We start from the raw sequence: 13,386 nt of genomic DNA, 5'->3' as shown, positions 1-13,386 counted from the left end.
TCCGCCCCGATATAGGTCCTCGCCGAGCTACTTCGACGACGCCGCACTCGGGCGGCGTCCGCTCTGCGCGATCGAGCCGGCGATGAGGGCGGACTGCAGGATCAGAGCCTCCCGGGCCCCGGTCGCATTCCAGCCGATCACCTCGGATACCTTCTTGAGCCGATAGCGCACCGTGTTCGGGTGCACGAACAGCTCTCGCGCCGTCGCCTCGAGCGAGCGGCCGTTGTCGAGGTAGCACCACAGCGTCTCGAGCAGCTCTCCCGAGTGAGCCGCGAGCGGTTCGTAGATCTGCTCGATGAGAGTGCGGCGAGCGAGACCGTCGCCCGCGAGCGCCCGCTCCGGAAGCAGATCGTCGGCCGCGACCGGACGAGGCGCGTTGCGCCATGACCGTGCGACGGCGACGCCGGCGAGCGCAGCGCGGGCGCTCCGCGAGGCGTCGACGAGGTTGTCGACCGTCGGGCCGAGCACCAGCGGACCATCCGAGAAGCCGTCGGCGAGCCGCCCGGCGATCTCGAGGAAGCTGAGCGGGGGATCGATCGGGGCGACACCGTGCTGCTGAGCGTCGAGGCGCCCGAGCACCAACACGAGGCGCGAGCCCTGCAGGCCGATCAGAGCGTCGGCACCTGCGTGTCTCGCCGAGCGGCGCAGCTGATCCACGTCGACGACGCGTTCCGCCGTGCCCACGAGCACCGCGGCCTCGCCGTCGCCGTGCCAGCCGAGCGCCGCGATCCGGCTCGGCAGTTCATCATCGCTCTCACCGGTGAGGATCGAGTCGACCACCAGCGCCTCGAGCCGCGCGTCCCACAGTCCGCGCGCCTCCGCCGCCCGCGCGTACACGTCGGCCGCCGCGAACGCCACGTCGCGCGAGTAGTGCAACACCGCCTCGCGAAGCGCTTCGCTCCGCGGCGCCACTCGCTCCTCGACGACCGACACCACGACGCGGATCAGCTGCAGGGTCTCCTGCAGGCTGATCGAGCGCAGCAGCTCGCGTGGGGCCGCACCGAACACGTCGGAGGCGATCCACGGGGTCGAACTCGGATCCTCGTACCACTGGATGAACGAGCTGATCCCGGTCTGCGCGACCAGCCCGACCGACGAGCGCCGGCTGGGCGGCATCTTGCCGTACCACGGCAGCGTCTCGTCGAGTCGGGTGATGGTGCGCGTGGAGAGCTCGCCGGTGATCGTTCGCAACCAGGCGAGCTCCTGCTCTTTCGTGCGATCCATGCGCGATCGCTCGATCAGGCCTCGCCGCCCGCGCCGCCGGTGGTACCGGCGTTCACGTCGTTCAGCCGGTACTGCTCGGCTGCACGACGCGGCACGTCGGCGTCGATGCGGCCCTGCGCGGCGAGGCGCTGCAGCACCTTCACAACGACGGACTCGCGGTCGATGCCGAAGTAGCGGCGGGCCGCGGCCCGGGTGTCGGAGAACCCGAAGCCGTCGGCGCCCAGCACCGAGTAGTCGCCCGGCACGTAGGGGCGGATCTGCTCGGGCACCTGTCGCGACCAGTCGCTGACGGCCACCACTGGACCCTCGGCGCCTTCGAGCTTCTGCTGCAGGTAGGGCACACGGGTGTCGCCGTCGAGGGAGCGGAAGTTATGCTGCTCGGCCGCCGCGCCGTCGCGCTGCAGCTCGTTCCAGCTGGTGACGCTCCAGACGTCGGCTGCCACGTTCCAATCCCGTGCGAGCAGTTCCTGGGCCTCGATCGCCCACGGCACCGCCACACCCGAGGCCAGGATCTGAGCCCGGTGCGCCCCCTCGCCGGCCTCGCTGACGCGGTGGATGCCCCGCACGATGCCCTCGACATCGACGTTCTCGGGCTCGGCCGGGTGCACGATCGGCTCGTTGTAGACCGTGAGGTAGTACATGACGTTGGGATCGGGATGGGTGCCGCCGTACATGCGCTCGATGCCGGATCGCACGATGTGGCCGACTTCGTAGCCGTAGGCCGGGTCGTAGGCGACCACGGCGGGGTTCGTCGCCGCGAGCAGGTGCGAGTGCCCGTCGGCGTGCTGCAGGCCCTCGCCCGTGAGCGTGGTGCGGCCCGCGGTGGCGCCGATCACGAATCCGCGTGCCATCTGGTCGCCGGCGGCCCAGAAGGCATCGCCGGTGCGCTGGAAGCCGAACATCGAGTAGAAGATGTAGACCGGGATCATCGGCTCGCCCTGCGTCGAGTACGAGGTTCCCACCGAGGTGAACGCCGCGGTCGCGCCGGCTTCGTTGATGCCGACGTGCAGCAGCACGCCCTCGGGGCTCTCCTTGTAGGCGAGCAGCAGTTCGCGGTCGACCGACACGTAGTTCTGCCCGTACGGGTTGTAGATCTTCGAGGTCGGGAAGTAGGAGTCCATGCCGAAGGTGCGCGCCTCGTCGGGAATGATCGGCACGATGCGCTGTCCGAAGCCCTTGTCGCGCATGAGGTCCTTGAGCATGCGCACGAACACCATGGTGGTGGCCGCCTCCTGCGTGCCCGATCCCTTCGCCGCGATGGCGTAGCTCTTGGGTTCGGGCAGAGCGACCTCGGTATGTGTGCTGCGACGCGCCGGCAGGTACCCGCCGAGCGCGCGGCGGCGCTCGTGCATGTACTGGATCGTGGAGTCGTTCTCGCCCGGGTGGTAGTAGGGCGGGCGGTAGGGATCGGCCTCGAGCTGCGCATCCGTGATGGGGATGTGCATCGTGTCGCGGAAGAGCTTGAGGTCTTCGAGCGTCATCTTCTTCATCTGGTGGGTCGCGTTGCGGCCCTCGAAGTGCGGGCCGAGGCCGTAGCCCTTGACCGTCTTCGCGAGGATCACCGTCGGGCGGCCCTTGTGCGCGACCGCGGCGGCGTACGCCGCGTATACCTTGCGGTAGTCGTGGCCACCACGCCGCAGCGCCCAGATCTGGTCGTCGGTGTAGTTCTCGACCAGGCGCAGCGCGCGCTCGTCCTTGCCGAAGAAGTGGTCGCGGATGAACGCGCCGTTCTCTGCCTTGTAGGTCTGGTAGTCGCCGTCGGGCGTCGTGTTCATGACGTTGAGCAGCGCGCCCTCGGTATCGCGGTCGAGCAGGTCGTCCCACTCGCGGCCCCAGATCACCTTGATCACGTTCCAGCCGGCGCCGCGGAAGAAGCTCTCGAGCTCCTGGATGATCTTGCCGTTACCGCGCACCGGGCCGTCGAGGCGCTGCAGGTTGCAGTTGATGACGAAGTTCAGGTTGTCGAGGCCCTCGTTCGCCGCGACCTGCAGCTGACCGCGGCTCTCGACCTCGTCCATCTCGCCGTCGCCGAGGAAGGCCCACACCTGCTGATCCGAGCAGTCCTTGATGCCGCGGTTGGTGAGGTACTTGTTGAGCTGCGCCTGGTAGATCGCGTTGATGGGGCCGAGGCCCATCGACACGGTCGGGAACTGCCAGAAGTCGGGCAGGAGGCGCGGGTGCGGATAACTCGGCAGGCCGTGCGGCGCGTGGGACTTCTCCTGGCGGAAGCCGTCGAGCTGATCCTCGCTGAGGCGGCCCTCGAGGAAAGCGCGCGCGTACATGCCGGGGGAGGCGTGCCCCTGGATGAAGATCTGGTCACCGCCGCCCGGGTGATCCTGACCGCGGAAGAAGTGGTTGAAGCCGACCTCGTAGAGCGAAGCGGCGGAGCCGTAGGTGGAGATGTGGCCGCCGACGCCGATGCCGGGGCGCTGTGCGCGGTGCACGGTCATGGCCGCGTTCCAGCGGATCCAGGAGCGGTACTGGCGCTCGACGTCGTGGTCGCCCGGGAACTCGGGCTCGTCGGCCGAGGCGATCGTGTTGACGTAGTCGGTGGTGGGCACCTGGGGAACGTTGAGGTGCAGCTGGCGCGAGCGGTCGAGCAGACTCGTCATGATCTCGCGGCCGCGACCGGCGCCACGCTCCTCGACCACGGCGTCGAGCGACTCGCGCCACTCGGCGGTCTCCTGCGGATCCATATCGTCACGATCGGGCGCGTAGGGATCCTGCGTGTTCACAGCCAAGGTTGTGCTCCAATCACCACTCGGCGTACCGCGGCGCGAAGCGGGTTGGTGCAGTCGCTCACGGCATGCTCGGTCACTCCCGCCGGTCCGCGGGGTCACCCCAGACTATCGAAGTTCCACGAAGAAACGCGCATTTCCCTTGTCGAAGGTGGCCTAGTCGCACAAGATTCGCGGTCGATTACAAGGCGGGGAGCATTCGCGACCGGAGCGGGGGTCGATAGTGTGGGATCGACCGCACAACGATGGCGCCCAGTGCGCCGGTAAGGAGGCACCATGGTGCTCGAGGTCGGCGCACAGGCGCCCGATTTCACGCTCTCGGATCAGCACGGCGAGGAGCTGACGCTGTCGGAACTGGTCGCGGAGGGGCCGGTCGCGCTCGTCTTCTTCCCGTTCGCGTTCTCCGGCATCTGCACCGGCGAGCTCTGCGAGCTGCGCGACAACCTGTCGATCTTCGCCGATCACAAGGTACGCCTGCTCGGCATCTCGATCGACTCGGTCTACGCCCTGAAGGCGTGGGCGGATCAGGAGGGCTACGAATTCTCGATCCTCTCCGACTTCTGGCCGCACGGCGAGGTGGCGAAGCAGTACGGCGTCTTCGTCGAGGAAGCCGGTATCGCGACCCGCGCCACGCTCCTGATCGGCGAGGATCGTCGCGTGCTCGCCTCCTTCGAGACCGCTCCCGGTGAGGCGCGCGACTTCGCGGCCTACCGCGAAGCGCTCGAGGCGATCGCCTGATCCGAGTGGATTCGCGGCACCGGTGACGGTGTCGATTCGCGACCGCGCGGCGGCTTCCCCTATGCTTGGGAGGTCCGCCTCGCGGGCGCGCGCCTGTAGCTCAGTTGGTTAGAGCATCTCGTTTACACCGAGAGGGTCGGGGGTTCGAGTCCCTCCGGGCGCACGAAACGAGCGATGTTGTAACCCGAGTCCGAAGAAATGGATCTCGGGTTACGACATCGCTTTGTGCTGTGGTGGCTGAGCGGGTCTCGGCCCAGTCGATGGCTTCCAGCCGGACGGCGTGGTCGAGGATCTCCTTTTGCCGAATTCCCCTCTCGACGTGGTGTCGAGATGTTCAAGGTCGCCTCGCTGCTGTCGCTGCACAAAAGCTGATGACACGCATGCATCATGACTCGGCTAAGTCACGGGGGCGGGTTGATCCGTCACCCGTATCGAGCTGAATTCTCTGCGTCGGCTTCCATATCGCGTCGGAGCTGCGGTGGGTGACGACGATCGTGGTGCAGGGAAGTTCGCGGATCGTCTGTGCAATCCTCTCTTCGGCGGTGGTGTCGATCGCGGATGTGGCCTCATCCAGGATGAGAATCGGTGCTTTCTTCAGCAGTGCTCGGGCGATGGCGACTCGTTGACGTTCACCCCCAGACAGCAGACCGCCGCGATGCCCCATCGGTTGGTGAATTCCCAGCGGCGATTGCTTGATGACATTGCCGAGAGCGGCGCGTTCTGCCGCGTCGACAATCTCGACATCGTCGGCTGTCGGATCGCCCAGGCGGATGTTATCGGCCAGCGTTCCCTCGAACACGACCGGATCTTGGGGAACGTAACCGATCCTCTCGGCGAGGTCGTCGTAGCGCAGCTTTGCGAGATCGACTCCACCGACCTGGATGCGCCCCTCATCCGGGTCGTCGAAGCGCATGAGCAGCGAGAGTAGCGTGCTCTTGCCTGCACCTGTGGAGCCGGTGATGAGCACGGTCGAGTTCTCGGGTATCTCGGCAGAGACGTCGTTCAGAACGGAGGCATACGACACTTCATTGATGCTGATCCGGTAGCCCCGCGCCTGGTGGGGGCTGGCGGGCTCTCTCAGTGCAGGGGCTGCCACGACCGCTCGGTATCGCTCGATCGTGGTCCGCAGTTCGTTGACGGAAACTCCTGCGAGAGCGAGCGCGTCCAGGGGCGCGGATACGCGAGCGGTGAGGACGATGAGCGCCAGTGAGGAGCCAGGATCGACCGAACCCCTTGCGGCGAGCATGATCAGGAGGCCCGCGAGCGGCATGATGCTCGCGAGGCTCGAGATGAACGTGGCGAGACCCGATGCGAGGTTGGTGCGAGCGAGGGCTTCCTCTTGCGCGTTCCACCTGGTAGTCAGGCGTTCGATGGCGCGGGTCGGCCCAGCGGCCGTGCGCAGCAGCTCAAGGTGGTCGACGAACTCCAGGGACGCCTCGGCCGCAGCTTGTTCCACATCGCTTCTTCCTCCATCAGCCGTGCTGAGAGCGCGTTGCGCCGCAAACTGAATGATGAACGCAACGACCAGGAACCCCGCTACCAGCAGCATGGTGAGGACGCCCGCGACGATACCGATGCCCACGAGCAGGAAGAGCGGGAGGAACAGTGAAAGAATGAACGTTTGGAGCTGATGGGCCGGGACGCTCATCAGAGCTGGGATCGCGCGCCCAGCGACGGCTCCGACCAGAGCTCGATTATGCTCGGTGAACCAGGATAGCTTTGCGCGTGTGAATGCTGCTCCGACGCCCTGGAACAGGTCACCTGCCAATCGTGCTCCGGTGAGATAACCGCCGCGCGAAACCAGTACAGTGATCACGAGGGCGACCGTTGCGGTCACCAGCATGAAAGCCGGCGGCTGGTGTCGTGCGATCGCGATTGCGAGCACCGTGTAGGCGGTTGCCTCAGCCGCAGCCACGAGTAGCCAGCCCAGTGAGATGAGCGCGAGTCGGCGGCGAGCTGCTGAGGGGAATGCCTGCCTCTGTCGTGTCGTCATCGGGTACCTCCTGAGATGCTTATCGACTGGCCGGTGAGCGCAAGCTGAGCGGTTGTGCTCTCGGCTAGGTCGTTGTCGTGCGTGACGATCACGAGCGTCTTAGACTCCTCCGCAGTGAGCGCGCGCAGCTCATTCATGATCCGAACGCTCGTGTGCTTGTCCAGGGCGCTGGTGGGTTCATCGAGCAGCACTACGGGCGCGTCGGTGAGAAAAGCGCGTGCAAGCCCAAGTCGTTGTCGTTCTCCACCCGAGAGATTGGTGGTCGCGGTATCCAATGGGAGGTCGAGCTGCGCCCGGTGCAGCGCCGCGGCGATCTCTTGGTCGGAGGCATCGGGAGCTGAGAGTGCGATGTTCTCGCGGATCGTACCGGAGAGCACGTCGCCGCCCTGCGGAATGAGCAGCACGGGGCCGGACGATGCGCGGTCGTGGATGGTTTCCCTATGGGGGTAACGGATCGCGCCCTGCGCAGGCGTTTCCAGTCCGGCGATCGCACGCAGCAAGGTGGTCTTGCCGGTTCCGCTCGGCCCGGTGATCGCGGTGATCGCGGATTGTGAAAAGGTATGGGAGAAAGCGCTGATGAGTGTGCGTTCTTCCTGCATGATCGTCACACCGATGAGCTGGAGCTCAGCAGCGTCAGCATCGCCTGACGGAGTGACGATGGTCGGTTCGCTGAGGACTGCAGTGATACGTTCGCCTGCTGCACGCCCGGCTCGCACATAGTCCAAACCATGTCCGAGGCGGAGTGCTGGCGTCACCGCGGCGAGTCCGAACAGGAGCATCGCGGCGAGGGTCTCCGGCCGTTGTTGGTATCCGAGGGTATAGGCGATGGCGTAGGTCGTGACGGCCTGCAGTAGCGCGGTTGCGATCGCTGCGGGGGTCGCGACTCGTCGTACCCAGGTGACCATGTTCTCGGTGAAGCTGCGTGTGGCATCGGCGTACTCGGCGGCAGCTCCGGCCTCAGCGCTGTAGATGCGGCACACCCGGATGCCGCGTGCATAGTCGTCCACGGCGGTCGCGATCTCACCCATCACGCGAACAGTCTCAGTACCGTGCTTCGCCGTCGTTCGCGGCACGATGAGCAGGTAGTACCCCGCCGCCAGCAGGCCGGGGATGAGGGCGAGCAGCGCCATCGGGCCGGCAGTCGCCAGCAGCAGGACCGTCGTGGCGACCGGGACGACCGCGAGTGTGGCGATCTCGGCGGGAAGATGCGCGACGGTGTGATGCAGCGCGGCGACGTCTTCGGATACCAGACGACGCAGCGCGTCCCCGCCATATCGGTCGATAGCACTCATCGGCATCTTCGCGAGATGAAGGGCGGTGTCGCGTCGCAGCCGCGCGGAGAACTTCGCCTCCCCATGATGAGCGAGCCATGAGGAGACCGATAGGAGCAGCGCACCGATGATCCAGCAGGCGCTCGCCCTGCCCACGTTCGCCAAAGTTGCTTCGGCGACAACCCGCACAGTGAACCACAGCGCGCCGAGCGTCACAAGCCCACCGACCGCCGCCGTGACTGTTGAGACGACCAGAATGGCCAGGGCAGGGCGGAGAGCGTCCGCGACAGGTGAGGTTGCGAAGTCTGGCTTCATGAGGAGATTCCTTCCTTACTTGCCCTACGGTCTCGACCGAGCGGCACGACCTGGGGCGTGCCAACGACGGGATCTGGAAGCACGCGGCATGGGAGATCGAACGCCTGCTCAATCAGTTCCTCGGTGATGACCTCCGCGGGGACTCCTTCCGCGACGATCGCACCGTCGCGCATCGCGATGATGTGCGACGCGTACCGTGCTGCCTGATTGAGATCGTGCAACACAGCTACGAGTGTGCGACCGGCGCGGTGGAGATCTGTGAACAGTTCGAGCAGCTCGATTTGATGGGCGAGGTCGAGAAACGTGGTGGGTTCGTCCAGCAGCAGTATGTCGGTCTGCTGGGCAAGCGCCATCGCTACCCAGACCCGCTGACGCTGTCCACCTGAGAGTTCGTCGACCAGCCTCCCGGAGAGCTCTCGCACACCGGTGGCGTCCATAGCCTCAGCGACGGCGGCTTCATCCGCACCTGTCCACTGCCGAATCAGACGCTGATAGGGGTACCTGCCTCGAGAGACGAGGTCGGCTACACGGATACCGTCGGGAGCGATCGAGGACTGCGGGAGCAATCCCAGACGTCTGGCAACCTCCTTGACCGGGTACTCGTGAATGCTCCGGCCATCGAGAATGATCTGCCCCGATTCCGGTTTCAGGAGTCGCGATAGTCCACGAAGCATCGTGGATTTTCCGCAAGCGTTCGGGCCGATGATGGCCGTGAACGATCCAGCGGGTATCGCTACGGAGAGATCCGTAACGACCGTGCGTTTGTCGTAGGCAAGTGTCAGTTCTTCCGCTTGGAGGCGGGCCTTGGTGTCCTCGCCGCGGCTGTTGAGCATTTCGGTCTGGGTCATATGCTTCGTCTCGTTTCTCGAATGAGGAGCCAGATCAGGTAGAGACCGCCGAGGCAGACGGTGATCAGACCGACCGGAATCGGGCGGTACGCTTCGGAGATGAGCAGCGAGAGCGTGTGCGCGCATGCGAGCAGAGCCGCCCCCATGCAGGCGGCAGAACCCACCGTGACCCCAGGCGTACGGGTGAGACGCCGTGCGAGTTGCGGAGCTGAGAGTGCTACGAACCCGATCGGCCCGGCAGCAGCGGTCACCAATGCAGTGGCCGCCACGCCAGCGACGAGCAGCGCTAGACGACTCCGGTTCGCTTGAAGTCCTTGTGCCAGGGCCGCGTCATCCCCGAGTTCCAGTTGCCGCAGTGCTGGCGAGAGGAGCATCACCGACACGACGATGATGACACCGCCGATCGACGCCGGAGTCATGCCCTCCCAGCCGACTCGACTCAGGGAGCCTGCCGCCCAGAAGCCAACGCTCATCGCGTCGGTGATTTCTGCTCGGGTGACGAGGTAGATGTTGACTGATCCGAGCATCGCCGAAACCGCGATGCCGATGATGATCAGACGGAAGCCTTGGACTCCTCGACGGTACGCCAGGAGATACACGATCGCAGCGGTGGCGAGGCCACCGATGAGTGCGGCGGTGGCGACGCCCCAGTAGTGCTTCGTTCCGAGGACGAGCACCGTGACTACGACAGCGGTGTATGCTCCGGCGTCGAAGCCGATGACGTCGGGAGACCCGAGAGGGTTGCGCGTCAAGGATTGGAAGATTGCTCCGCCGATCCCGAGCAACGCGCCGAACAGTATTGCGGCGATCGCAACGGGAAGTCGCCAGTCGACGACGATCATTCTCTGGAACTCGTCGCCCTGCCCGAGCAATGCCTGCACGACCTCCACGGGATTAAGCGGGAAATCGCCGAACCCGAGCGCGAGTATGGCAACGCTCACGGCGACAAGAACGAGCATGATGTTGATGGCCGCGCTTCGGGCGCTCCAGCGGAGTGCAGCGAATGCGCCGAGCCGGACGCCGTGCGATCGGTATCCGAAGTCGACTTCGGTAGCCGGTTTGGTCTGAGTGTTCATAGGCCGGATGCCTTTCTGCGCCGAACGAGCGCGATGAGCACGGGGGCACCGATCACCGCGGTCATGACGCCGGCTTCGATCTCGCCGGGCCGTGCGATCACTCGTCCCAGGACGTCCGCGCCGAGCACCAGTGCGGGCGAGGCGAGTGCGGTGTAGGCGATGATCCATCGTTGGTCGGGGCCGGTGAACCAGCGAACCAAGTGCGGCACCGCCAGCCCGACGAACGCGATTCCTCCGGTCAGTGCGGTAGCTCCACCGGCCAGGAGCGTGACCGCGACAAGCCCTATCGTTCGAGTACGCATCACGTTCGCACCGAGTGACGCTGCCTGATCGTCGCCCAGTGCAACAGCGTTCAGAGAGCCCGCGATGAGCAGTGCAAATACGAGTCCCAGCGCTATCAGCGGGAGCACCGTCAGGGTGTCTGATACAGGCACGCGAGCGAGCGAACCAAGGCTCCAGTTCCGGAACGAACGGAAAGTTTCCTCGTCGATGAGCTGCAGGAACGTTGAGAACGCGGTGAGTACGGCGGCGAGCGCGATGCCAGCGAGCACGAGGGAGACTGGGGAAACCGCTCTGCGTCCCGAGGCACCAATCAGGTACACGAGAACTGTTGCGACGACGGCTCCCGCAAAGGAGAACCAGACGTAGCCAGCGATCCCAGTCACACCGAACGCGCCGACGCCGACCGTGATTGCACACCCGGCACCAGCATTGACGCCAAGGATTCCGGGGTCGGCCAGCGGGTTGCGCGTGATCGCCTGAATGAGTGCCCCGGCCAGCCCGAACGCAGCGCCCGCCACGATACCGACCAGTGTTCGCGGCATCCGCAGCGACCACACGATCGAGGAGGCCTCGCTGCCATCGGGCATGAAAACGGTTCGCCAGACCTCGCCTGTCGGGAGTGGGTTCGTGCCGTAGGTGACGCTGACGACGAGGACAATGGCGAGTGCGGCGACGAGCACGATCAGGCCGGACAGTCGGCGTCGGAGCAGGAAGCTTCCGGTATCGGCCGGTTCGGTTGGCTTTGGTGCGGTGGCAAGAGAGACCATCTTGCTCCTGAAGTGAGTCTGGGAGGGGCGCGGCCGCTTCCGAACCGCGCCCCACGAGAGAGCAGTTGCTAGAACATTTCAGCGATCATCGGGACAACCTGTTCTGCTGCCCACGCGTTACCGATCGGGCCGCCGCTGGTGATCGCCCAAAGCAGGTCGCCGCCGTCAGTCGTCTTCGGGGGCAACTGGATGAACTTGTCGGACTGCACAGCGCTGAGATTCTTGAAGAGTTCCGTACCGGTGACGTGCGTCTCCATCTCCTCCGGGGTCGTGGCTTCGCTCTGGCCCAAGAGCAGTACGTCGGCGTCGATCTTTGAGATCAGCTCGTCACTGACTGTCGTGTCCTGAGCGAACTCGGCGGCGTTCGGGTTGAGTGCGAAGCCCAGGTCTGTCAGAAACAGTTCTGGTGCAGAATCTCTCTGTGAGAAGTACTGGAGACCGTTCGCGGGGCCGTAGTAGATCGCCCAGGTAGCGGTCTGCCCTTCGAACTCGGGATGCTCAGCGCGGATGGCCGCGAACAGCTCATCGTGTTCCGTGATGACCGCTTCGGCAGTGTCGCTGAGGTCGAGTGTCTCGCCCAGAATACGGATCGAGTCCTGCCAGGGGATTATCCGTTGATCCGAGGCCGGGCTTGTCACTACCGGGGCAATCTTGGCGAGCCGGTCGTAGATGTCGTTGAGCTCACCGTAGCCAGGAACCCAGCCGACGGTGACGATGAGGTCCGGTTTAGCCGCGGCGATGGCTTCCATCGGTACGTCTTCGCCCCGAACATACTCGTACGTTTCGAGTTCATCCGCACCGTGGGCCTCAAGATAGCCACCCTCGCTGATCATGCTGGAGTTGAGCACCGGGGTGACTCCGAGTGAAAGGAGCATCTCAGTATCGCTGCCATTCGGCACGATTGCCGCGATCCGCTCGGGGCGTTCCTCGAGCACGGTCTCGCCATAGGGCGACTCGAGAGTCAACGGGTAGGTGGTCTGGCCTTCTGCGGTGGGGATCAGGCTCGACTCACTCGCTCCTGGCTGTTCCGTTGCCTCGTTGGTGTCGGAGACTGCCGAGCAACCGGCGAACAGCAGGGTTGCTGCGAGCACCGAGCCGATTGCAGTGAAGACGCGGGAGCGTCTCGTAATGGTGATCATGGGTACCTTTCTATGTATCTCCGCAGGAGAGGGAGTCAGTTGCGATGCCACAGGGATACGCCCACCGATGCTCGGTGTCTCGTGCGCCCGGCACCTCCCGTTAACGCTCGACGAGGCCGGCCGTGCCGCGCTTCCAGTAGCCCGTGAAGTCGATGGCCGACTTCGGTACATCTCTCTCCCGCATCAGATAGCGCCGAATCTGCTGGATTTCGGACTGTTCACCGGCGAGCCAAACGAATGGCGTCCCGTCATGCCAACTCACGTCGCGCACTGCGTCGAGGAGCGAGTGTCGCGTTTCCGAGTTACGAGGAAGCCAAGTGATCTCGATCCCTGACGGAGCGAGGAGCTGCTGGCAGTGTTCGTCCTCGGCCACGTCGATGAGCACCTGACCACGTGCGTGCGAGGGCAACTCTTCGAGCAGACGTGCGATGGCCGGGACCGCCGTGTCGTCTCCGGCGACGAGAAGCCAATCCTGTCCGCTGGGAGGACTCTGGGTCTTGCCGGGGCCTACGATATGCATGAGATCACCCGGCTGAGCCTGCCTGGCCCAATCCGATGCGGGGCCGTGACCGTGCAGAACGAAGTCAATGTCCAACTCACGAGCATCTGGGTCGTACCGACGCACCGAGTAGGCCCGGGCGATCGGACGTCGTCCTTCGGCGAACGTCACCCGGCCGTCTTTGATCACGGGCAGGACAGGTTCAGTTTCCCCTGGGTACGGGAAGAGTAATCGAATATCGTCATCGAACCCGGGCGAGGCGAAAGGCTGTCGCGACGTGCCCTCAGCCGAAGCAAACTCGTCCAGCTGTCTCCCGGTCAGCGTGATCCGCTTCATTCCCGAGGTCACTTCCGCCACACAACTCACACTGAGCACACGAAGCTCCACCGGAATCGGGCGCAGTTCACGTGCGGAAGCACTCATAGATACTCTCCTCACAGAGCGGGAATCGGCCACCCCCATCGCTTTCACAGCGCATGGGTTCGCTAAGTAAGGC

General features: G+C 65.0%; 10 protein-coding genes and 1 tRNA gene. 2 read left to right on the top strand and 9 right to left on the bottom strand.

The genetic code is table 11. The features are described 5' to 3' along the window. Positions 1-27: 27 nt before the first annotated feature. Together AC0KXF_RS01150 and aceE are read right to left on the bottom strand one after the other, a co-directional pair. Positions 28-1,224: a PucR family transcriptional regulator gene (locus AC0KXF_RS01150; RefSeq protein ID WP_473107453.1), complete on the bottom strand. Its 1,197-nt coding sequence runs from the start codon at positions 1,222-1,224 to the stop codon at positions 28-30. A 14-nt stretch (positions 1,225-1,238) separates the two neighbouring features. Then, positions 1,239-3,965 (bottom strand): pyruvate dehydrogenase (acetyl-transferring), homodimeric type, encoded by a 2,727-nt coding sequence (aceE, locus tag AC0KXF_RS01145; RefSeq protein WP_473107452.1) that lies wholly within the window; start codon positions 3,963-3,965, stop codon positions 1,239-1,241. Between the two features lie 273 nt (positions 3,966-4,238). Between aceE and AC0KXF_RS01140 the strand changes: the two genes are divergently transcribed. Together AC0KXF_RS01140 and AC0KXF_RS01135 are read left to right on the top strand one after the other, a co-directional pair. Then, positions 4,239-4,700 carry a peroxiredoxin gene (locus tag AC0KXF_RS01140; protein WP_473107451.1) on the top strand — a complete coding sequence of 154 codons (462 nt, stop codon included), beginning with the start codon at positions 4,239-4,241 and terminating at the stop codon, positions 4,698-4,700. An 89-nt stretch (positions 4,701-4,789) separates the two neighbouring features. Continuing rightward, positions 4,790-4,863: transfer RNA gene (locus AC0KXF_RS01135), tRNA-Val, on the top strand. A 222-nt stretch (positions 4,864-5,085) separates the two neighbouring features. Here AC0KXF_RS01135 and AC0KXF_RS01130 read toward each other — a convergent pair. The 7 genes from AC0KXF_RS01130 to AC0KXF_RS01100 form a co-directional block, all read right to left on the bottom strand. Continuing rightward, positions 5,086-6,693 carry an ABC transporter ATP-binding protein gene (locus tag AC0KXF_RS01130; protein ID WP_473107450.1) on the bottom strand — a complete coding sequence of 536 codons (1,608 nt, stop codon included), beginning with the start codon at positions 6,691-6,693 and terminating at the stop codon, positions 5,086-5,088. After that, the gene (locus AC0KXF_RS01125) at positions 6,690-8,279 is read right to left on the bottom strand and encodes an ATP-binding cassette domain-containing protein (RefSeq protein ID WP_473107449.1); all 1,590 of its coding nucleotides are present in this window, start codon (positions 8,277-8,279) and stop codon (positions 6,690-6,692) included. Before AC0KXF_RS01125 ends, AC0KXF_RS01130 begins: the two co-directional genes overlap by 4 nt. After that, positions 8,276-9,127 (bottom strand): ABC transporter ATP-binding protein, encoded by an 852-nt coding sequence (locus AC0KXF_RS01120; protein ID WP_473107448.1) that lies wholly within the window; start codon positions 9,125-9,127, stop codon positions 8,276-8,278. Before AC0KXF_RS01120 ends, AC0KXF_RS01125 begins: the two co-directional genes overlap by 4 nt. Next, the gene (locus tag AC0KXF_RS01115) at positions 9,124-10,203 is read right to left on the bottom strand and encodes a FecCD family ABC transporter permease (protein ID WP_473110043.1); all 1,080 of its coding nucleotides are present in this window, start codon (positions 10,201-10,203) and stop codon (positions 9,124-9,126) included. Before AC0KXF_RS01115 ends, AC0KXF_RS01120 begins: the two co-directional genes overlap by 4 nt. Next, entirely contained in the window at positions 10,200-11,252 is a 1,053-nt protein-coding gene (locus AC0KXF_RS01110; RefSeq protein WP_473107447.1) for a FecCD family ABC transporter permease, read from the bottom strand. Before AC0KXF_RS01110 ends, AC0KXF_RS01115 begins: the two co-directional genes overlap by 4 nt. 68 nt (positions 11,253-11,320) lie before the next feature. Continuing rightward, positions 11,321-12,391: an ABC transporter substrate-binding protein gene (locus AC0KXF_RS01105; protein WP_473107446.1), complete on the bottom strand. Its 1,071-nt coding sequence runs from the start codon at positions 12,389-12,391 to the stop codon at positions 11,321-11,323. Between the two features lie 100 nt (positions 12,392-12,491). Further along, positions 12,492-13,313: a siderophore-interacting protein gene (locus AC0KXF_RS01100; protein WP_473107445.1), complete on the bottom strand. Its 822-nt coding sequence runs from the start codon at positions 13,311-13,313 to the stop codon at positions 12,492-12,494. Positions 13,314-13,386 lie beyond the last annotated feature (73 nt).

The organism is Leucobacter holotrichiae (assembly GCF_055791005.1).
Note: the sequence above shows the minus strand (reverse complement) of the source record. Positions and strands in the feature narration are given on the sequence as shown.